General features: G+C 74.7%; 16 protein-coding genes. 12 read left to right on the top strand and 4 right to left on the bottom strand.

The genetic code is table 11. The annotated features are described in order from the left end of the window. The first annotated feature begins 32 nt into the window (after window positions 1-32). Window positions 33-1052 carry an N-acetylglucosamine kinase gene (locus ACFQ6N_RS31140; protein ID WP_380656241.1) on the top strand — a complete coding sequence of 340 codons (1020 nt, stop codon included), beginning with the start codon at window positions 33-35 and terminating at the stop codon, window positions 1050-1052. Between the two features lie 200 nt (window positions 1053-1252). Continuing rightward, complete coding sequence (locus ACFQ6N_RS31135; protein ID WP_380656240.1) at window positions 1253-1858, top strand: hypothetical protein; 606 nt, start codon at window positions 1253-1255, stop codon at window positions 1856-1858. Here the strand turns inward: ACFQ6N_RS31135 and ACFQ6N_RS31130 are convergent. Together ACFQ6N_RS31130 and ACFQ6N_RS31125 are read right to left on the bottom strand one after the other, a co-directional pair. Next, window positions 1848-2552 (bottom strand): response regulator, encoded by a 705-nt coding sequence (locus tag ACFQ6N_RS31130; protein ID WP_380656237.1) that lies wholly within the window; start codon window positions 2550-2552, stop codon window positions 1848-1850. The genes ACFQ6N_RS31135 and ACFQ6N_RS31130 overlap by 11 nt on opposite strands. Beyond that, the gene (locus tag ACFQ6N_RS31125; RefSeq protein ID WP_380656234.1) at window positions 2549-3727 is read right to left on the bottom strand and encodes a sensor histidine kinase; all 1179 of its coding nucleotides are present in this window, start codon (window positions 3725-3727) and stop codon (window positions 2549-2551) included. The genes ACFQ6N_RS31130 and ACFQ6N_RS31125 overlap by 4 nt, the downstream gene beginning before the upstream one ends. A gap of 134 nt (window positions 3728-3861) precedes the next feature. Here ACFQ6N_RS31125 and ACFQ6N_RS31120 point away from each other — a divergent pair, with 134 nt between their 5' ends. Both ACFQ6N_RS31120 and ACFQ6N_RS31115 read left to right on the top strand, forming a co-directional pair. Next, window positions 3862-4773 carry an ABC transporter ATP-binding protein gene (locus tag ACFQ6N_RS31120; RefSeq protein ID WP_380656231.1) on the top strand — a complete coding sequence of 304 codons (912 nt, stop codon included), beginning with the start codon at window positions 3862-3864 and terminating at the stop codon, window positions 4771-4773. Then, window positions 4770-5618: an ABC transporter permease subunit gene (locus ACFQ6N_RS31115; RefSeq protein WP_380656229.1), complete on the top strand. Its 849-nt coding sequence runs from the start codon at window positions 4770-4772 to the stop codon at window positions 5616-5618. Before ACFQ6N_RS31120 ends, ACFQ6N_RS31115 begins: the two co-directional genes overlap by 4 nt. An 80-nt stretch (window positions 5619-5698) precedes the next feature. On the opposite strand, the gene ACFQ6N_RS31110 is transcribed toward ACFQ6N_RS31115, so the two are convergent. After that, on the bottom strand, window positions 5699-6460 hold the full coding sequence (locus tag ACFQ6N_RS31110) for a tyrosine-protein phosphatase (protein WP_380656226.1): 762 nt from the start codon (window positions 6458-6460) through the stop codon (window positions 5699-5701). Window positions 6461-6746: 286 nt separating this feature from the next. Here ACFQ6N_RS31110 and ACFQ6N_RS31105 point away from each other — a divergent pair, with 286 nt between their 5' ends. The 5 genes from ACFQ6N_RS31105 to ACFQ6N_RS31085 all read left to right on the top strand — a co-directional run bounded on the left by ACFQ6N_RS31105 (window position 6747) and on the right by ACFQ6N_RS31085 (window position 17116). Further along, a complete protein-coding gene (locus tag ACFQ6N_RS31105) occupies window positions 6747-7598 on the top strand; it encodes a GntR family transcriptional regulator (protein ID WP_380656223.1) in 852 nt (283 codons plus the stop codon). A gap of 146 nt (window positions 7599-7744) precedes the next feature. Further along, complete coding sequence (locus ACFQ6N_RS31100; RefSeq protein WP_380656221.1) at window positions 7745-8872, top strand: PucR family transcriptional regulator; 1128 nt, start codon at window positions 7745-7747, stop codon at window positions 8870-8872. 205 nt (window positions 8873-9077) lie between these two features. Next, window positions 9078-9869, top strand: a complete 792-nt coding sequence (locus tag ACFQ6N_RS31095) for a hypothetical protein (RefSeq protein ID WP_380656218.1) — start codon at window positions 9078-9080, stop codon at window positions 9867-9869. A gap of 91 nt (window positions 9870-9960) precedes the next feature. Next, window positions 9961-12009: a flotillin family protein gene (locus ACFQ6N_RS31090; RefSeq protein ID WP_380656216.1), complete on the top strand. Its 2049-nt coding sequence runs from the start codon at window positions 9961-9963 to the stop codon at window positions 12007-12009. Window positions 12010-12202: 193 nt separating this feature from the next. Further along, a complete protein-coding gene (locus ACFQ6N_RS31085; RefSeq protein ID WP_380656213.1) occupies window positions 12203-17116 on the top strand; it encodes a DNA repair ATPase in 4914 nt (1637 codons plus the stop codon). Between the two features lie 207 nt (window positions 17117-17323). Here the strand turns inward: ACFQ6N_RS31085 and ACFQ6N_RS31080 are convergent, their stop codons facing one another. Further along, a complete protein-coding gene (locus ACFQ6N_RS31080) occupies window positions 17324-17998 on the bottom strand; it encodes a TetR/AcrR family transcriptional regulator (protein ID WP_380656210.1) in 675 nt (224 codons plus the stop codon). A 136-nt stretch (window positions 17999-18134) separates the two neighbouring features. On the opposite strand from ACFQ6N_RS31080, the gene ACFQ6N_RS31075 reads away from it, so the two are divergent. The 3 genes from ACFQ6N_RS31075 to ACFQ6N_RS31065 all read left to right on the top strand — a co-directional run bounded on the left by ACFQ6N_RS31075 (window position 18135) and on the right by ACFQ6N_RS31065 (window position 20937). Then, window positions 18135-19187 (top strand): alpha/beta hydrolase, encoded by a 1053-nt coding sequence (locus ACFQ6N_RS31075; RefSeq protein WP_380656207.1) that lies wholly within the window; start codon window positions 18135-18137, stop codon window positions 19185-19187. A 293-nt stretch (window positions 19188-19480) separates the two neighbouring features. Further along, a complete protein-coding gene (locus ACFQ6N_RS31070; protein WP_380656205.1) occupies window positions 19481-19861 on the top strand; it encodes a hypothetical protein in 381 nt (126 codons plus the stop codon). Between the two features lie 8 nt (window positions 19862-19869). Then, window positions 19870-20937, top strand: coding sequence for an aromatic ring-hydroxylating dioxygenase subunit alpha (locus ACFQ6N_RS31065; protein ID WP_380656202.1), 1068 nt, complete (start codon window positions 19870-19872; stop codon window positions 20935-20937). Window positions 20938-21310: the final 373 nt, after the last annotated feature.

Genomic DNA, 21310 nt, shown 5'->3' with positions numbered 1-21310 from the left:
CGGCCGGGCCACGTACGAGCCGCGGGGACCTGATGACCCACCAGCCCGAACCACTCCTGCCCGGCGTACTCGCCATCGACGCGGGGAACTCCAAGACCGACGTCGCCCTGATCGGCGCCGACGGCACCATCCTCGGCACCGCCCGCGGCGGCGGCTTCGCACCCCAGAAGATCGGCGGCGCCGCGGCCGTCGCCGGCCTCACCCCGCTGGTCGAGCAGGCCGCCGCCGAGGCCGGCCACCCGTCCTGGACGGGCGTGCTCACCAGCCACGTCAGCGCCTGCCTCGCCAACGCCGACCTGCCGGTCGAGGAGGAGGCGCTGCGGGTCGCCCTGGAATCCCACCCGTGGGGCGCCACCAACACCGTCGTCAACGACACCTTCGGCCTGCTGCGGGCCGGCACCGACGGCCCGCGCGGCGTCGCGGTCGTCTGCGGCGCCGGGATCAACTGCGTCGGCCTGCTGCCGGACGGCCGCACCGCCCGCTTCCCCGCCCTCGGCGAGCTCACCGGCGACTGGGGCGGCGGCTCCGGCCTCGCGCTCAGCAGCATGTGGCACGCCGTCCGGGCGGAGGACGGCCGCGGCGGACCGACCGCGCTCGCCCCCGCCATCGCCGAGCACTTCGGCCTGCCCAGCACCGGCGCCGTCGCCGAGGCCGTCCACCTCGGGCACCTGCCGGGCGAGCGGCTGCACGAGATCGTCCGGGTGCTGTTCGCGGCCGCGAACGACGGGGACCGGGTCGCACTGGAACTGATCGACCGCCAGGCCGACGAGATCGTCCGGCTCGCGGTCGTCGCGCTGGGACGCCTGGACCTGCTCGAATCGCCCACCCCGGTCGTCCTGGGCGGCGGAGTGCTCTCCTCCGAGCAGCCGCTGCTGCTCGACAACCTGAAGGCCCGTCTCGCGGCGGCCGCGCCGCTGGCCGAGCCGCGCGTCGTCGTCGCGCCGCCGGTGCTGGGCGCGGCGCTGCTGGGGCTCGACCACCTGGAGGCCGGCGCGCAGGCGCAGGCCCGGCTGCGCGGGGCGTACGAGGGACGGCGGCCGGTCACGGTCTGAGCGGCTCCCGGGGCCTGCTCGACGGGCCCGCTGCCGGGGCCTGCTCGACGGGCCTGCTGTCCGGGCCTGCTGCGGGTGTTCCCCACTGACTTCCCTCCTCCACCGGATCCGCACATCCGGTGGAGGAGGGAACCGTATTCGGGGCAGTTGTCGTACTACCCGAGTACCGACAACCGCAGCCGCCCGGGGAGACTTGTGCCATGGCCGTGCCCCGCAACCTCCTCGCCGCCGCCCTGCTGGCCTGCGGCGCCGCCGCCCTCGCCGGCTGCACCCCCGCCGACTCCCGGCCGACGGTGACCGCCGCCTCCGCCGCCGCGGTCGCCGACGAGGCCGCGGACGACTTCCTGGACGACGAGGGCGACCTCCTGGCGGAGGACGACGAAGAGGCCTACGCCCCCACCACCGACCCGGCCGCCGGCGGCCCCTCCTACGCCGCCGACTGCACGGCCCCCGTCGAGGCCCCCGGCCACGAGGTCCTGGTCGTCGTCTCCGCCGGCCCCGCCGAACTCACCGCCCAACCCGCCCGCTACACCTGCGAACCGGTCGGCTACACGCCCACCGGCAGCCCCGTCCACTACGGCTTCGCCGCCGCGGGCGTCACCGCCACCCTGGTCGACCGCCCGCACGGGGACCCGGCCCGGCCGGTCCCGCTCGCGGAGCTGGTCACCCACCTCAACGACTGCCTGGCCGAGCGCGACCCGGCGGACCCGTGGGGCTGCCACGGCAACGCGTACGACGTGGTCCTGGACTCGCACGGGCGGATCATGCGGATCGGCGAGGTCTCGTGGCCGGGGGCTACGGACTGACCAGGCCGAACTCGTAGGCCTGGATGACCAGGTGGACCCGGTCGCGGGCGTCGAGCTTGGTGAAGAGCCGGGCGACGTGGGCCTTGGCGGTGGCGACGCTGATGGTGAGCTCCGCGGCGATCTCGGCGTTCGACAGGCCGCGCCCGACCAGGGTGAGCACCTCGCGCTCGCGCCCGGTGACGCTCTCGGTGACGGCCCGCCGGGGCTGCCCGTCGGCCGGGCGGGCGGCGCCGGCCTGCGGGCGGGCGGCGAACTCGCCGATCAGCCGGCGGGTGATGCCGGGGGCGATCAGGGCGTCCCCCGCGGCGACGACCCGGATGCCGTCCAGGATGGTCTCCAGGGCGAGGTCCTTGACCAGGAAGCCGCTCGCGCCGGCCCGCAGCGCGCCGTACACGTAGTCGTCGTCGTCGAAGGTGGTGAGGACGAGGACGTGGGTGGGCAGGTCCGGGTCGGCGGTGATCCGGCGGGTGGCCTCGATGCCGTCGGCGACCGGGGGCACCTCCCGGCCACCGGGCTGGGGGCGCATCCGGATGTCCATCACGGCGACGTCGGGGCGCAACCGGGCGACCAGGTCGACGGCCTCGGCGCCGTCGCCGGCCTCGCCGACCACCTCCAGGTCCGGGGTGTCGGCGATGAGCACCCGCAGTCCGGTCCGGATGAGCGGCTGGTCGTCCACCAGAACGACACGGATCACGGTCCCACCTCCACGGGGATCGGCAACAGGGCGGCGACCCGGAAGCCGCCTTCGGGGCGCGGGCCCGCGCTGAACTCGCCGTGCAGCAGGGCGACCCGCTCGCGCATGCCGGCGATGCCGTAGCCGGTGCCGGGGGTGGCGGTGGCCGGGGTGGCGCCCAAGTCGACGACGGTGACGGCGAGTTCGGACGGGCGGTAGTCGACGGTGACATGGCAGTCGCGGGTGCCGGAGTGCTTGACCACGTTGGTCACCGACTCCTGGACGATCCGGAACGCGGCGAGGTCGACATCGGTCGGCAGGGTGCGCGGGTCACCGTCGCGGGTCAGCGCGATCCGGACGCCGGCGCCCGCGCTCTTCTCCACCAGCCCGTCCAACTCCGCCAGCCCCGGGGCGACTTCGAGCGGCGCGGACTCGCCCTCGCTCTGCCGGAGCGCGCCGAGCATCCGGCGCAGGCCGGCCAGGGTCTCCCGACTGGTGGCCTCGATGGCGTTCAGCGCGTTGCGGGTCTCGGCGGGCTGGGTGTCCATGACCCGGCTGCCCATGCCGGCCTGGATCGCGATGATGCCGATGCTGTGGGCGACCATGTCGTGCAACTCGCGGGCGATCCGCAGCCGTTCGGCGGTCACCGCCTGTTCGGTGGCCCGGCCGCGCAGCGCCTCGGCGTGCGCGCGGCCCTGGTGGACGGTGTTGCCGATCAGCCAGGCGATCAGCACGGTGGTGGAGAGGCCCGCGTAGGCGTACGGGTTCACGACGTGGCCGTTGACGGTGCCCCACACGTACAGCCCGGCGAGCACGGCCAGCGGCATCCCCGCCGCGACCGCCGACACCGCACGGGACCGGGTGGCCACGCAGTAACCCACCACCGCTTCGGCGATCAGGAACTGCACCGGCGCCGTCGCCGGCACCGTCCACATCCCGAGCGCGAAGACGCCGCCCGCCAGCGCCACCGCGACGGCCGCCAGCGGCAGCGGCACCAGCAGGAACGCCACCAGGGTGGTGACCACCGCCGTGACCACCAGGGGCATGTCCTCGGTGTTGCCGTCGTACGTGAGGAGATGGCTCAGCTCGTTGTCCCGGGTGAAGACCCGGAACACCACGATGGACGTCCAGAACGCCGCCACCCACACGCCTGCGGGCAGGCGCCTGAGCAGGGGCGTGCGGGGTTCGGTGATCATGACGCGATGGTAGCGGCGGGCGGCCCGGCGGCGCATTGGCCCGGGGGCGTAGTCCCCGGGGCCAGGACAGTGGCGGCCGGTTGTGTCCCGCCGCCCGATGCCCCGTCACGGGCCCGACCGGCACGGTAGTCCCCGTGATCGAGATCGAGCGACTGACCAAGCGGTACGGCGCCACCACGGCCGTCGACCAGTTGACCTTCACCGTCCGGCCGGGCACCGTCACCGGCTTCCTCGGCCCCAACGGCGCCGGCAAGTCCACCACGCTGCGGATGATCCTGGGCCTCGACGCCCCCACCGGGGGAAGCGCCACCGTCGACGGCGTGCCCTTCGCGACCCGGCCGCGCGGACTGCGGCACGTCGGCGCCCTGCTGGACGCCGGGGACGTACACGGCGGGCGCAGCGCCAGGGCGCACCTGTCGGCACTGGCCCGCGGCAACCGGATCCCGCTCGGGCGGGTGGACGAGGTGCTGGCCGAGGTCGGGCTGGGCAAGGCCGCCGGGCGGCGGATCGGCGGCTACTCGCTGGGCATGAAGCAGCGGCTGGGCATCGCCGGGGCGCTGCTCGGCGACCCGCCGGTCCTGCTGTTCGACGAGCCGCTGAACGGGCTGGACCCGGAAGGCGTGCTCTGGGTGCGCGGACTGTTCCGGCGGCTCGCGGACGAGGGCCGGACGGTCTTCGTCTCCAGCCACATGATGGCCGAGATGGAGCACACCGCCGACCGCCTGGTGGTGATCGGACGCGGCCGGCTGATCGCCGACGAGAGCCTGGCGGAGTTCTCGGCGCGCAACGCGGTGGACTCGGTGGGGGTCCGGGCGCCCGAACTCTCCCTGCTGGTCGGCGCCCTGCGCGCGGAGGGCGCCGAAGTCCGGCTGACCGAGCCGCAGTTCGGGATCGTCACCGGGCTGTCTGTCGAGCGGATCGGCGAACTCGCCCTGCGCAACGGCGTGGTGCTGCACGAACTGGCCGCCCGGACGTCGTCCCTGGAGTCGGCGTTCATGTCCCTGACCGCCGACAGCGTCGAGTACCTGGCTGGAGAGGCCCGATGAGCACCATGACCGCCCCCGTCCGCCCCGCCGAACCGGCGCCCCGGTTCCTCGACCTGCTGGCCGCCGAGTGGATCAAACTGCGGTCGCTGCGCTCCACCTACTGGGTGCTGGCGCTCGCCTCGCTCGTGGCGGTCGCGATCAACCTGAACGCCGTGCACACCGACCTGACGTACATCGACCACCCGCCCGCCCGGATGCCCGGACAGCCGCCGTACACGTACGACCCGCTGTTCCACGGCCTCGGCAGCATCGCGAGCGACCTGCTGGCGGTGGCCGCCGGCAGCCTCGGGGCGATCACCGTGTTCGGCGAGTACACCACCGGCCTGATCCGCACCACCTTCGCCGCCGTGCCCGACCGGCGCGGCGTGATCGCGGCCAAGGTGCTGCTGATCGGCGGGATCACCGCGCTCGCCGGGCTGGCGGTCTCGGCGGCCTCCTTCTTCGGCATCAACGCGATGCTGGCCTCCCGGCACCTCGGGCTCTCCATCACCGACGAGGGCTGCCTGCGGGCCGTGCTCGCCTACGCGGCGATCGTGCCGGTCTGCGCGCTGATCGGCATGGCACTGGGCGCGCTGCTGCGGCACGCCACCGCCTCGATCGTGTCGCTGGTGATGCTGATGTTCATCATGCCGATGATGTTCGGCGGCGACCGCTACCGGTGGCTGAAGGAGATCGGCACCCACCTGCCGCTCGCCACCGTGCAGCGGCTCACCATCAACCCCAGGTCCACCACCACGATGGGGAAGTACGCGCCGAGCCTGCTGGACTCCTGGATCACCATGGGGGTGTGGGCGGTCGTCGCGGTGGCGGTCACGATGGTCCTGGTGCGGCGCCGGGACGTGTGACACCGAAGCCCGGATCCCGGCCCCGGGGGCCGGGGGTGCGGAGGTGCGGAGGTGCGGAGGTGCGGAGGTGCGGACGGGTCTCAGACGGCGGCCACACCGGCCTTGGCGCGGAAGGCGGTGAGGGTCTGCGCCGGGACGCCGCAGGCCGGGAGGAAGGAGGCGGCGCCGCCGTGCCGGGTGCGGACGCGGTCGAGGAAGACCGACATGGCCTCGGCCGGGGCCTGGAGAAGGGGCGCGGGGATGGTGAGCCGGCGGCCCTCGTCGACGGTGACCTGGGCGGTGGAGGCCTCGTTGAGGGCGGTGCGGTGGCGCTCGGAGAGGCCCGCGAAGATCTGCGGCAGGGCGTCGGCGGTGCGGGCGTAGTCGGCGACGATCCGGTCGGCGGGGACGCCGAGCAGGTCGAGCAGGAGCGCGGTCAGCAGGCCGGTGCGGTCCTTGCCGGCGGCGCAGTGCAGCAGGACGGCGCCGGGGCGGACGGTGGCCTCGACGGCGGCGGCGACCGCCTGCGGCGCGGACTCGGCGAGCAGGACGTAGAAGTCGCCGAGGTCGGCGGCGGTGGTCATGGTGGCCATCCGCGCGGTGAGGGCGTCGGTGGCGGGGTTCACCGGGGCGGCCACGACGGCTATCCCGGCGGCCTCGGCGGCGGCCCAGTCGGCGGGGTCGGTCTCGCGCGGGTCGCGCAGGTCGACGACGGTGCGGATGTCGCAGGCGCGCAGCTGGGCGACGGTGGCCTCGTCGGCGGCCGGGAACGGCTGGGCGGAGCGGTACAGCACGCCGGGGCGGACCTGTCGGCCCTCGGGGTCGCCGAGGACGGCGGCGTCGCGGAAGTTGACCAGGGACATGCGGGAGGCCTTTCGGTGGAGCCGCGCTCGGCGGGGAGGACATGGACATCCGACATCCAGAGAACATCTAGACATCTAGACGTCTTGTTGTCCAACCCGTCCCGGGCCGCCGGGCAGGCGGCGTCGGACCGGCGCGTCCCTCCATCCCACTCCTGTCGGCGGACGGCGGCGACTCGGACGGGCGGCGCGGACCCGGCGGGGCGGCCCGGACCCGGCGGGGGCAGGCGGGCCGGCGGGGGCGGGCGGGCCGGCGGGGGCGGGCGGGCCGACTTCGTAGGATCGGTCCGTGGCCACGAACCAGCCGAACGATGAACCGGCCCGGCAGCCGGGCACCCCGCTGTACCGAAGCCTGGCCCGCCGGATCCAGGAGCGCATCGACGCCGGCGCCTACCCGGCCGGCGTCCGGCTGCCGAGCGAGCCGGAGCTGAGCGCCGAGTTCGGCGTCAACCGGCTGACCGTGCGGCAGGCGGTGGCGGAGCTGGAACGGGCGGCGGCGGTGGAGATCCGCCGGGGCGTGGGCACCTTCGTCCGCCCGCCCGCCGTCCGGGTGTCGATCACCGTGGACCCGCGCAGCCAGCGCTTCGACCTGGGCAGCGTGCACGCGGCGCTGCCGTACGGCGGCGAGGACGGCAGTCGGGACGCCGGACGGGACGGTGTCGAGGACGACGGTGAGGGCGGCGGCCAGAACGACGGCCAGGACGGCGAGTTCGTCGTGGCGGCGCCCGGGGTGACCGGCTCGGCGGAGGACGCGGAGGCGGCCCGCCACCTGGGCCGCACCCCGCAGGAGCTGTCCCGGGTGGACTCGGTGATCCGGCTGGGCGGGCGGGCCCGGGCGGCCTGCAGCTACTGGGTGCCGTTCGGCCCGCTGCCCGCCGGGCTGCTCCGGCCCGGCCGCCCCGGGAACCTGGTGCCGGCCCTGGCGCGGGCCGCCGGGGTGGAGCTGGAGTACGACTGGCGGGCGTTCGGCGCGGTCGGCGCGGACCTCGCGGATGCCGAGTTGCTGGGCGTCCCGCCGGGCACCGCGCTGCTGGTCCGCGAGGGGGTCAGCTGCACCCCGGACGGCACGCCCGCGCTGTACGTGCGACGACGGATCGACGGCAGCAGCGCGCGGTTCGTGCTGCACTTCCGCGAGCGGTAGCCGCACCGCCTCCGCGAGCGGTGCCGGCGGGCGTTCCGCAGCCGGTGACGCGGGGGCTGAAGCCGGTGGTGGCGCCCGTCTCCCGCCGTATCGATCCTGCTAGTGTTCAGCGCCGAAATTCGACGGAATACCAGGTCGTACGGGGGTTGGCAGAGCACGTGACCGAGGAGATCGAGCACGACATACCCACCGAGCTGGCCGAGGCCTACCTCGTCCTGCTCGCCGATGTGTCCCGCACCGGCCGGCTGCTGCGCCGCGAGGAGCTGGAGCGCCTGCGCAAGCTCGGCGAGCACTGCGCCGAGGCCGGGTTCGGACTGCGCGAGGTGGTGTCGCACTGCCTGGCGGCGGCCCGGCGGGCCTGGCAGACGCTGCCCGGGACGACGGCCGCGAGCAGCGCCGGCGAGTTGCGCCGGATGGGCGACGCCGTCCTCGCCGCCACCGACACCGCGCTGGCCGCACTCGGCGAGGGGCACGAGCGCGCGCAGCGTCTGGCGGTCCGTCAGGAGGAGGCGGCCAGGCGGGAGTTCATCGACGACCTGCTGTTCGGCCGCAGTGACCTCGGTCTGCTCGCCGAGCGCGCGGAGCGGTTCGGGCTGCGGCTGGCGAGCGCGTACACGGTGGCGGTCGCGGTGGGCGAGGAGCCGTTCGCGGACGTACATCCACTGGTGCACCGGGTGGAACGGGAGCTGTCCGGCCGGTTCGGCGAGCGGGACGTGCTGCTCGCCAGCAAGGACGGCCGGCTGGTCTGCATCGCCCCGGACTCCGAGCGGGCCGTCCTGGAGGCCTTCGCCGACCTCACGCTGCGCCCCGGCCCCGGCTACCGCCCGGTGCTGCGGGTGGCCACCGGCCGCCGCCACTCGGGGCCGAGCGGGGTACTGCGCAGCTACGAGGAGGCGCTGGACGCGCTGGACTACGCCCAGCGCCTCGGCCTGCCGACCCAGCAGCTGAAGGCGGAGGAACTGCTGGTCTTCCCGGTGCTGATGCGCGACCGGGCGGCGATGGCGGACCTGGTGCGCAGCGTCCTCGGCCCGCTGACCGAGGCGCGCGGAGGCGCCCGCCCCCTGCTGGACACCATCGCGGTGCAGGCGGAGGCCGCGTACGTGAACGCGGAGGCGGCGCGCCGGCTGGGGCTGAGCGTGCGCACGCTGAGCTACCGGCTGGAGCGGATCCGGGCGCTCACGGGGTACGACCCGTCGGACGCGCTGCAGCGCTTCACCCTGGAAACGGCGGCGATGGGCGCGCGGCTGCTGAACTGGCCGGAACAGCCGCTCTGACCCCGCGGCCGCAAACCCGCGTGGCCCTGCCAGGACAGCCCGGCGACCGACTTGTTGCCGGGCTGTTGCAGTGTCACGTGGGTCGCGCGTACCAGGGTGTCAAAAGGCCGTAAAGATTGCCGGATCCTGGCAATGTGCGGGGGGCTCCCCCGCTGTCATGATCTCCCCGGCGCCGAAGCGCGGTGCGGTGGGGGAGGCGGGGAGCGTGGCCGGGACGGGGGGATTCTTCGCGGCCGCGCTGGCCTTTCCGACCGCGCTGTTCAGCTTCGCGCTGGTGGTGGTCGTCGGGTACTGGCTGCTGATGCTGCTCGGCGGACTGGGGTTCGACGCCCTGCACGGGGGGCACGGCGTCGGGCACCACCTGGATGCCGGACACGTCGGGCATGTGGGCCACGCGGGTCACGTCGGGCACGGTGCCGGGGGGCACGGTGCCGGGGGAAGCGTGGCCCACGGGACGCCCGGCGGGCACGGTACCGGCGGCCACGGCGCCGACGGGGGGAACGGGGGGAACGGCGCCCGCGCGGGCGCCGCCCACCACGGGGGCGTGCTGGACGCGCTGGGGCTGGGCGGGGTGCCCGTGACGGTGGCGGTGTCGCTGCTGGTCGCGCTCGCCTGGTTCGTCAGCCTGGCCGGCACCGTACTCACCTCGGGGGCACCGGCGCGCGGCGGCGTGTTCGCCGTCGCGCTGGTGGCCTCCTGGGCGGGCACCCGGGTGCTCGTCAGGCCGCTGTCGCGGCTGTTCCCGGAGGACCGGCCGACCACCCGGGGGGACTTCGTCGGCCGGGTCTGCGTGATCCGGACCGGCCGGGTGACGGCCGGCTTCGGGCAGGCCGAGGTCACCGCCGAGGACGGCTCCACCGCGACCGTCCAGGTCCGCACACCCACCCCCGAGCCGGAACTGACCGCCGGGCGGACCGCCCTGATCTTCGACTACGACGCCGAGGGCGAGCACTTCCTGGTGGCGCCGTTCGACCCGTCGCCACCGGGCGTCGTCTGACGCCCCGTCATCTTCCTTCCGTCATCCCTTCCCCGTCACAGCTGTCCCACTTCTCCGCACCGTCTCGCTCATCTCGTCAAAGGACTCCGTGATGGACACCATCGCCGTGGGTTTCGGCGTACTCGTCGCCGTCGTGCTGCTCATCGTGCTCGCCATGCTGCTGTTCGTGGGCCGTCTGTTCCAGAAGGTCGAACAGGGCAAGGCACTGATCGTCTCCCGGACGAAGAAGGTGGACGTCACCTTCACCGGCACGATCGTCCTGCCGATCCTGCACAAGGCCGAGCTGATGGACATCACCGCGAAGACGGTGGAGATCCACCGGGCCGGCCGGGACGGCCTGATCTGCCGCGACAACATCCGGGCGGACATCCGGATCTCGTTCTTCGTCCGGGTGAACAAGACCGTCGAGGACGTCATCAAGGTGGCGCAGTCGATCGGCACCGTCCGGGCCAGTGACCCGCAGGCGATCCAGGACTTCTTCGTCGCGAAGTTCGCCGAGGCGCTCAAGACCGTCGGCAAGCAGCTGGACTTCACCGACCTGTACACCCACCGGCACGAGTTCCGGGACCAGATCATCGCGGTCATCGGCACCGACCTCAACGGCTACACCCTTGAGGACGCGGCCATCGACCACCTGGAACAGACCCCGATGACCCAGCTGGACGGCGACAACATCCTGGACGCCCAGGGCATCCGCAAGATCACCGAGCTGACCGCGATCGAGCACGTGCGCACCAACGAGTACCAGCGCACCGAGGAGAAGGAGATCACCCGGCAGAACGTCGACGCCCGGGAGACCGTCCTGGAGCTCGAACGCCGCCAGGCCGACGCCGAGATCCGCCAGCGCCGCGAGATCGAGACCCTGCGGGCCAAGGAGGACGCGGTGATCGCCCGGGTGCAGGAGGAGGAGCGGCTCAACGCGCAGACCGCCTTCCTGCGCACCGAGGAGGTCCTCGGGGTGCAGCGGGAGAACCAGGCCCGCGAGGTCGCGGTGGCGCAGAAGAACCGCGAGCGGGTGATCGCGGTGGAGAACGAGCGGATCGAGAAGGACCGCCTGCTGGAGGTCGTCGGCCGCGAGCGGGAGACCCAGCTCGCCATGATCGCCAAGGAGAAGGAGGTCGAGTCCGCCAAGCGCGAGGTCGCCGACGTGGTCCGCGAGCGGGTCGCGGTGGACCGCACGGTCGCCGAGCAGGAGGAGGCCGTCAAGACGCTGCGCGCCGTCGAGGAGGCCGAGCGCGTCCGCAAGGCCGTGGTCATCCAGGCCGAGGCCGAGGCGCAGGAGCGGCTCGTCAAGGACATCAAGGCCGCCGAGGCCGCCGAGCAGGCCGCCTCGCACAAGGCCCGGGAGGCGCTGGTGCTGGCCGAGGCCCGGCAGCAGGCCGCCGAGCTGGACGCGGCCGCCAAGGTCCGGATGGCCGAGGGCATCCGGGCGGAGGCCGCCGCCGAGGGCCTGGCCCGCGTCCAGGTCCGGGAGCAGGAGGCCGCGGCGGTCGAGAAGGTGGGCCGCGCCGAGGCCGCCGTCCAGGTCGAGAAGGCCAAGGCCGCCGCGCTGGAGGTCGGCGCCAAGCTGAAGGCCGAGGCCGAGGGCCTGACCGAGAAGGCCGCGGCGATGGCCAAGCTGGACGAGGCCTCGCGCGGGCACGAGGAGTACCGGCTGCGGCTCGCCGCCGAGAAGGACGTCCGCCTGGCCGGGCTCGACACCCAGCGGCAGATCGCCGAGGCGCAGGCCGCGCTGGTCGCGGCCGGGCTGGAGAAGGCCAAGATCGACATCGTCGGCGGGGACTCGGTGTTCTTCGACCGGCTGGTGCAGTCGGTGACGGCCGGCAAGAGCGTGGACGCCTTCGTCGGCCACTCGCAGACCGCGCAGGCCCTGGCCGGGCCCTGGCTCGACGGGCGGGCCAGCTTCACCGAGGACCTCACCCGGGTGCTGTCCTCGGTCTCGACGGCCGACGTGCAGAACCTGACGGTGTCCGCGCTGCTCATGAAGCTGATCGGCTCGGGGGCCGGCGAGCAGTCCGGGCAGCTGCGCCAACTGCTGGAGTCGGCGCGGAAGCTGGGCATCGCCGAGACCCCGATCGGGGCACTGGCCGGGGCCGGCGCCGGGGCCGGGGCCGGAGCCTCGGTGAACGGCTCCAAGTAGCCCGCGGCCGCGGGGCCGTACCGCTCCGACGGGCGGACGGCCCCGGCCGGTACGGCACCGTACGGTTCGGCCCCGTAGCGGGCAGCGCCGTGCGGTGCGGCCCCGATGCGGGCGGCGCCGTACGGTACGGCCCGTACGGTTCGGCCCCGAGTAGTGACCCGCTGAGCACCCGAGTACTGAGGAACTGACGACCGTGGACGCCCTCGACGCCCGGCTCGACGCCGGAACCTACGAGGTCCTGCGGGGCCGGCTCGCCCGGTCCGCCGCCGAACTCGCCGAACGCGCACAGGCGTTGAACGAACGCCGGGTCGCCGAGTTCGGCGGCGGAGAGCTGCGGCTCACCGGCACCGGACGGCTCACCACCGCCCGCGCCTGCCTCCCGCAGGACCTCACCGCCGCCGGCGGGCTGCTGCTGCTCGGCACCCGCCCGGTCGAAGTCACGGACCGCGACGAGGACTTCGCCGACGTCCTCGGCCTCCACCGGCCCGACCTCGACCCCGCGCCCGCCGAGGGCACCCTGCTGGACGACCCCCGGCTGCGCCAGGACCTCACCGACCTGCGGCGCTACTTCCGCGACGCCCGACTGGAGCGGCTGCGCCCGGTGGAGGGCCGGCTGCTCGCCGTCTTCCGCACCGGCCCGGCCGCCACCGACGTCCGGGTACTGCGCTGGCGCCTCGACGAGGGCTCCGCCGACGGCACCGGCCCCGCCTACCTGGACGGACGCGGCGAACGCGACCACACCCCCGCCGACGGTCAGCAGCTCCCCTGGACGGCGCTCACCCGGGACGACCAGCTGCCCGCCGGGCCCGGCCGCCCGCCCCGCGCCGACCTCGCCGGCGAACTGCGCCTCGGCGTCGACGGCGGCGTGCTGACCCTCACCGCGCCGGACGGCCGGGAACTGCACCGCGAACCCCTGGCCGAGGCCCTCCAGACCCTCGCCGACGCGCAGATCGCCCACGCCCGGCTCGGCACCCTGCTGCTGGTGCGCGTGCGCCCGTACCAGGAGGAGACCGTCCGGCACCTGGTGGTGCACCTGCCCACCGGCCGGGTCACCCGGACCGACGCGCTCGGCCAGGCCTGCCTGCGGCTGCCCGCCGACCAGGGTGTGGCCTTCCCCGGCGGCTGCCACCTGGTGGACGGCACCGTGCGCACCTTCGACCAGCCGGTGGACGGCCTGGCGTACGAACGCACCGTGCTGTCGCCCAACGGCGAGGACGTGCTGTACGAGTTCCGCTCCCCCGCCGACGGCCGCGCCCTGCTCCAGCCGTACAACAGCGTCCGCCAGGAGGCCGCCGTCCCGCTGCCCTGCCAGGGGTACGCGCTGCTCGACGACGGCACCCTCGTCGCCCTGCGCCCGGCCGAGGACGGCCCCACCCGGCTGCACCCCGTCCAGCTCTGGCAGACCCCGTTCACCAGCGAGGACTTCGCCGCCCGGCAGCCGCCCGGCACCGGGCCGCTGGCCCGGATCGGCAACGCCGACCTGGTCCGCGGCCTCGCCGACTGCCTCGCCCTCGCCCGGCTGGCCGCGGCCGGCGCCGACACCCCGGCCGGCCACCGGGCCGTCCTCGCCGCCTGCACCCGCACCGCCGACCGGCACCACTGGCTGGGCCAGGACGGCCTCGGCGACCTCGACGCGCCGCTCGCCGAAATCCGCGACACCGCCCGGCAGGTCATCGCCGAGTACGAGGCCGTCGCCCGACTCGCCGCGCACGCCGCCCGGCAGACCGACGAGGCCGCCGAACACGTCGAGGGCCTGCTGCGCACCGCCCGCGGCGAGACCCTGGCCGACGCCGCCGAGTGGGTCGACCGGCTCGCCGGGCTGCGCCGCGCCCAGGGCCGGGTCGAGGCGCTGCGCGACCTGCCGCGCGCCGACCCGGAACGGATCGACGCGCTCGCCGCCCACCTCGCCGAGGGCCTGGCCGAGGCCGCCGACCGGGCCGTCGGCCAACTCGCCGAACCGACCGCCTTCGAACCGCACCGGCGACGGGCCGGCGAGCTCGCCGAGCAGTGCGCCGCCATCGCGACCGCCGTCGAAGCCGAACCCCTGTCCGAACGGCTCACCGAGCAGAGCGAGGCCCTGCAGACCGTCTCGGAACTGGTCGGCACCCTCGACCTGGCCGACGCCACCACCCGCACCGCGATCCTGGACCGGCTCGCCGACGTCCTCGGACTGCTCAACCGGGCCCGGGCCGCCCTCACCGTCCGCCGCCGGGAACTGCGCACCCGCGAAGCCGCCGCCGAGTTCGCCGCCGAGACGGCCCTGCTCGGCCAGGCCACCACCGCCGCCCTCGCCGCCGCCGACACTCCCGAGGCCTGCGACGACCGGCTCGGCCGGCTCCTGCTGCGGATCGAACAGCTGGAGACCCGCTTCGCCGACGCCGACCCGGCCCTCGGCGAACAGCTCGCCGACCGGCGCACCGAGATCCACGACGCGCTCACCGCCCGCCGCCAGCACCTGCTGGAGGAACGGGCCCGCCGCGCCGACCGGCTCGCCGCCTCCGCCGAGCGCATCCTCGACACCCTGCACCGGCGACTGGCCTCCCTGGACACCGCCGCCGAGGTCGACGCCGCCCTCGCCGCCGACCCGACCGCCGTCAAACTCCGCGAGCTGGCAAGCCAGTTGACCTCGCTCGGCGACCGGGTCCGGGCCGAGGAACTGACCGGACGGCTGCGTGCCGCCCGCGGTCGCGCCCACCGCGCCCTGCGCGACCGCGCCGACCTCGCCGGCGACGGCCCCGGCACCCTGCGACTGGGCCGGCACCTCTTCGCCGTCACCACCCAGCGGCCCGAACTCGCCCTCGTCCCCTGGCGCGGCCGGCCCGCCTTCACCCTCACCGGCACCGACTACCGCTCCCCCGTCACCGACCCGGCGTTCGCCGCCACCGAACGCTACTGGGACCGCCCGCTGCCCTCGGAGACCCCGCGGCTCTACCGCGCCGAATACCTCGCCGCGACCCTGCTGCCGACCGTCGAACCGGGCACCCTCGACACCGACGCGGACCTGCTGGAGTACGTCCGGCGAGCAGCCGAACAGCGGCCGGACGAGGGCTACCAGCGCGGCGTGCACGACCACGACGCGGCGCTGCTGCTCCGCGCGCTACTCGAACTCGACGCCGAGGCCGGGCTGTTGCGGCACCCGGCGGCGGCCAGGGCGGCCGCGCAGCTGTACTGGGCGCACGGCACCGACGAGCGGCAACGGCTGCTCTGGCACACCCGGGCCCGCTCACTGGGCCTCGCCCGACAGGCCTTCGGCGGGGCACCGGCGCCGGACGCGGTGGACGCCTTGACCGCTCTGGGCGCCGAACTCTCCGCCGCCGTGGCCGGGTTCCCGTCCGGGGCCGGGGCGGCCGGCGCCTCGGGGGTCGCCGGCGCCTCGGGTACTGTCGGTGGCTCGGGTACTGTCGGTGGCTCGGGTGCTGTCGGTGGCTCGGGTGCTGTCGGTGGCTCCGGTTCTGTCGGTGCCTCCGGTTCTGTCGGCGTCTCGGAACCGGCCGGGCCCTACCTGGTGGCCGAACTCGCCTCCGCAGCACCAGAGTTCGCATACTCGGCGGGCGCGGCCGCACTGCTCGACAAGTTCCGCGCCGCCCCCGAGTCCGCCGGCCTCACCGAGGCCCTGGCCGCCCTGCCCGACGAACCCGGACTGCTGCCCGTACGGCACCAGCTCGCCGCCGCCTGGCTGGCGGCGGGCGCCCCCGACGCCGACCCGGCCGACCTCGCCGAGGCCGCCGCCGTCCTGCTCTGCCCCTCACTGCCGCGCCGGCCGGTCGAGGCGGCGGTGGGAACCCGACTGACCGGACTGATCGGCGACCACCCCCGGGTGACCGGCGGCTCCCTCGACCTACGCCTGGACGAACTGCTCGCCAGAGTCCGGGAGTTCGAGTCGGTCGAGGTGCCCGGCTACCGGGCCTACCAGCGGCTGCGCGGCGACCTGCTGGCCGCCGAGCACGCCCGGCTGCGGCTCGACCAGTACCGGCCCGCCCCGCTCAACGGCTTCGTCCGCAACCGTCTCATCGACCAGGTGTACCTGCCGCTGGTCGGCGACAACCTCGCCAAGCAGCTCGGCACGACGCAGGCCGGCGGGCCGGTCGACCGCAGCGGCCTGCTGCTCCTGGTCTCCCCGCCCGGCTACGGCAAGACCACCCTGGTCGAGTACCTCGCCGAGCGGCTCGGCCTGCTGCTCGTCTCCGTCAGCGGCCCGGCGCTCGGCCACCGGGTCACCTCGCTGGACCCGGCCGAGGCCCCCGACGCCACCTCCCGGCGCGAGGTCGAGAAGCTCAACTTCGCCCTGCACGCGGGCGACAACGTGCTGCTCTACCTGGACGACGTCCAGCACACCGCGCCCGAATTCCTCCAGCGCTTCATCCCGCTGTGCGACGCGCAGCGCCGGATCGACGGCGTCTGGGACGGCGAGGCCCGCGAATGGGACCTGCGCGGCAAGCGCTTCGCCGTCGTGATGGCCGCCAACCCGTACACCGAGTCCGGCCGGCTCTTCCGGCTGCCCGACATGCTCGCCAACCGCGCCGACGTGTGGAACCTCGGCGACGCCGTCGCCGGACGCGAGGACCTCTTCGCGCTCAGCTTCGTCGAGAACGCCCTGCCCGCCAACCCCCACCTGGCACCGCTCGCCGGCGCCGAGCGCGCCGACCTGGACGCCCTGCTGGCCCGGGCGGCGGACGTCCCCGGCGCCCCCGTCGGCCCGCCGAGCGGCGCCTGGCCGGCCCCCGAGGTCGAACGGATGACCGCTGTCCTGGCCGGCCTGCTCCACCTGCGCACCACCGTCCTGGACGTCAACCGCGCCTACCTGGCCTCCGCCGCCCAGGACGACCGCGCCCGCACCGAGCCGCCGTTCCTCCTCCAGGGCTCCTACCGCAACATGGCCAAGCTCGCCCAGCGCCTCGACCCCGCACTCACCCGGCCCGAACTCGACGCCCTGCTCACCGACCACTACCGAGCGGAGGCCCAGCCGCTGGGTGCCGAGGCGGAGGCGCAGCTGCTGAAGCTGGCGGAACTGCGGGGCACCCTGACGCCCGCACAGTCGCAGCGCTGGGAGGAGCTGAAGCGCGCGTGGCGGCAGCCGGGGGCGGAGCGCCATGAGCGCTCTTCATGAGCCTTCGTCATGAGCGTTCTTCATGAGCGGCGCTCATGGGATTCGTCATGAGAGTTGCTCATGGGGCCCGTCATGAGAGTTGCTCATGAGCGGTCTCGATGAGTCACGCTCATGACTTCGCCTCGTGACCGGCACGCGTAGGGGACTCCCCATGAACAGCGCTCATGGGAAGCCCTCCCGCACAGCCCGAGAGTCCGACCGGCGCGCCTAGGGTCTCCCCCGCAGGCCGTCCAGGACCAGGTCCGCCAACCGTTCCGGGAGGTCGGGCTCGATCGCCCGGTGGCCCAGCAGGGCGCGGGCCTGGATCGGGGCACTGAGCAGTTCCAGGGCAAGGACGGTGTCCGTCTCCGCCGGGAGTTCGCCGCGCTCCACGGCCCGCCGGACGATGGCGCCCGCCTGGTCGAGGCGGGACTGCCAGAAGGCCTGCCAGGATTCGGCGAGTGCCGGGTCGTCTGCGCCGAGGGCGGCCGACCGGACGACGGCCCGGCCGAGCGGGGTGGCCGTGTACCCGGCGAGCGCGCGGGCGAAGGCGGCCAGGTCGGTGCGGACGGCCCCGGTGTCGGGGACCGGGATGCCCTCGTCGCTGGCGGCGAGCATGGCGTCGAGCACCAGCTTCTCCCGGCTGCCCCACCGCCGGTACACGGTGGTCTCGTTGACCCCGGCGCGGGCGGCGACGCCGGCGATGCTGAGCCGGGTGACGCCACCTTCGGCCAGCATCTCCATGGCCGCCGCCAGTACGGCCTCGCGCACCCGCGCGGCCCGTCCGCCGGGGCGTCGCCGGACGGCCGCCGGGTCGCCCTCGCGGCTGCCGTTCGTTCCGCCGCCGGCCACTGCGCCGCCGGCCGCCCCGTCGCCGCCGTCCGGCTCGGTCAGGTCGCTCATCTGTCGATCACCTCGACCGACACCTTAACGCAGGACTACTTGCTTTTGGCTGCACCCAGGCGCATAGTCACTAACGCAAGAGTTCTGGCTTTAAGTGCTCGGGCGAAACCGTCCGAGCGGAGCAGGAGGCCCCGCCATGCCCTTCACCTGGCCACTGGACCCGCAGGACCTGTTCACCGAGCGCCACCCGCAGATGACCCTCGGCCTTCCTGCCGACGAGGTCGACGCGGTCCGCGCCGCCATCACCGAGATGTGGCCGGACCGTCCCGGCGGCTGGGCGTACGAGTGGTCCGCGCTGGGCGCCCGGCACGCCGCCGCGGGGCGGCACCGCCAGGCCGCCCAGGCGTACGGCTGGGCCAAGTTCCCCTCACTGGCCGACGAGCCGAAGCGCACCGCGCTCGCCCGCCAGGTCGAGCAGTACGTCCTCGCCGCCCCCGGCTTCCCGGTGGACTTCGAGCGCCGCTCGCTCACCGTCCCCTACCGCGGCGGCGAGACCACCCTCCCGATCCACCTGATGTCCGCCCCCGGGCTGCCCGCCGACGCCCCGGTCGTCCTGGCCAGCGGCGGCGTGGACTCCTGGAAGGCCGACCTGCACGGCATGTGGGAGCAGCTCGCCCTCGCCCTGCCCGCGCGGCTGCTGCTGTTCGACCTGGCCGGCACCGGCGAGACCGCCCACCTGCCGATGACCCCGGACGGCGGCGCCGAGGTGATCGACGGCCTGGTGGCGTTCGCCCGCACGATCGGCAACGGCACCGTCGGCCACTTCGGCCTCTCGATGGGCGGGTACTTCTCCGCCCGCACCGGGCTGAGCGGTTCGGTGGACGCGGCCGTGGTACTCGGCGGTCCGGTGGAGCGCTCGTTCGCGCCCGGCCGGGGCTTCGCCTTCGGCATGGAGGGCATCGTCGGCAACGCCCTGGGCTTCGACGGGATGCCGAGCCGGGCGGCCCGGGAGGAGGCCTTCGCCGCCTTCGACCTGCGCCCGCTGCTGGACCAGGACGCCAACGGGCCGATGCTCGTGCTCAACGGCGCGGACGACGTGCACGTCCCGCAGCACGACACCCTGGTGTTCACCGGGCGTCGGGCCACCCGGATCGAGCTGATCCTCGACACCGGCCACTGCGCCATCTCGAAGTTCGACGAGGCGATGGCCGTGGTCGTCCCCTGGCTGAGGACCGCCCTGGCCGTCTGACCGGCCCATCGCCCCCGCCCGCCGAGCCGCCCTGGTCCGCCCCGGCCCGCCCCGGTCCGCCCCGGTCCGCTGATCAGCCGGTCACACGACCGCATGACCACACAACACGCCCCGCCGAGGCAACCCCCGTGGCGCCGCGGGGAGGCGGGCCGGGCCCGCGGCTAGCGTGGGCCGCATGGGCGCTCAGCAACTCGATCCGGCCGGGCTGCGCCGGGTGTACGGGCGGGCCGGGAGCCGGTGGTTCTACCCGCGGGTAGCCCGCAACGCCCGGCACCGGGGGTGGACGGAGCCCGGTGCTGCGCCCCGGCGGACGGCTGGTGCTGCTCGGGCCGATGAGTGTCGCTCCGCTGGACGAACTTCCGCAGAGTACCCGGTCGTTGCTCGAACCGCACCTGGACGCGATGACGATGAAGGGTGCCCGGATCTACCACGCCCACAACCTGCCGCAGCTGCTCACCGAGGCCGGATTCGAGGTCGAGGAGGCGCTGGACGCGACGCCGTACTACACGCCCACCTCGGAGGCGGTGCACGCGCGCTTCCGGGTGCCGTGGGAGGTCCTGCGGCGCTTCGGCGATCCGGCAAAGTGGCTCAACCTCCCTTCCACCGTGGAGATGTACGACACCTACGGGTACATCGCCTGGTACGTCCACACCGCCGTCAAGCCATCGAGGTGACCTCCCCCATGGATGAGCGCTCCGCACCGCTGCCGTACCCGAGCGGCTGGTTCTGCGTCGGCCGGGCCCGGGACCTGCCGCCCGGGCGGGTCCGGACGGCCCGACTGGCGGGCGAGGACGTGGTGCTGTACCGGACCCGCCGGGGCAGGGTGCGCGCGATCGGGCCGCACTGCCCCCACCTGGGCGCGCACTTCGGGGCGGGCGGAATGGTCCGGGGCGAGGACCTGGTCTGTCCGTTCCACGGTTTCGCCTTCGGCCCGGACGGCTCCTGCACCGGAGCGCCGGACGGCACCCGACTCCGGGGCTTTCTGACGCATCGTCATCTGTGCGAGCGGGACGGGGCGTTGTTCGTGTGGTGGGGCCCGGACGGCGAGCCGCCCGGGTGGGAGCTGCCGCCGGCGGTCGGGGTGCTTCCGCTCGCCTGGTGGAGCGGGGAACTGCTCTCCCACCCGCAGGAGGTGATGGAGAACAGCGTCGACTTCCGGCACGTGAGCGTGCTGCACGGCCTGGACACCCGGGAGACCGCCCCGCCCGTGGTCGACGGCCCGCTGTTCACCGTCCACCAGCGCACCACCACCCGCTTCCCCGGGCTGGGCCCGGTCAGCCTGGAGCAGCCGGTGGCCCTGGCCGGGCTCGGGATGATGCGCCTGGTGGCCGAACTGCCGGAGCTGGGCAGCACGCTGCGGGTCTGGGTGCTGCCGACGCCGGTCGCGCCCTGGCGGACGAAGGTGCGGTTCGCGGCGGCCGTCACCGTGCCGGTGCCGGGCGTCGGGTCGGCGAAGGCCCTCGACCGGGCCGCCTCCTGGCTGGCGTTGCAGGCCTCGGTGCGGATCATCAAGCAGGACCGGCCGGTGCTGGCCCACAAGCGGTACCTGGCGCAGCCCCGACTGGTGCCCGGGGAGCGCTCGATCGGGCTCTTCCGCCGCTGGGCACGGCAGTTCTACCTGTCCGGACCGTTCGACTCGGAATCGGATCCCATGCAGCCGGGCCCCGCGCAGTCGGACCCCGTGCAGTCGGGCCGTACGCAGTCGGATTCCCTGGGGCCGGGCCCCATGGAGCCGGATCCCACGGGCTGACCCCCGTCGCCCGGCGTGGCCGGCGCCTCCCACAGCGGGTCGGGCAGCCCGGGCACGAACCGGCCCTCTGCCTGCCAGCGCCGGGCCAGTTCGGCGTAGATGGGCGCCTCCGTCTGGGGCGCCCCGGGTGGGTCCACCCCATGCAGGATCGTTTCTTCGACCGGCCGCCGTGGAACCGGCATCACCCCAAATCCGCTCACACCCGCCCAACGCACCCCACCCGACCCGGGACACGGCCACGTCAACCCGGCGGCCCGCGCGTCCACCCCCGGCGCGCCCCGCTCCGGGCCCGGGGGGGCGCGCCGGGGGCGCTGGCGACCACCCCCCGCCGCCCCAGCGGAGGGTAGCGGCCCGGGTGCACACCCGCGCCCCG

The sequence above is a fragment of the Kitasatospora sp. NPDC056446 genome, from assembly GCF_042796115.1.
Taxonomy (GTDB): Bacteria; Actinomycetota; Actinomycetes; order Streptomycetales; family Streptomycetaceae; genus Kitasatospora.
This window is presented reverse-complemented; position numbering and strand designations above follow the sequence as displayed.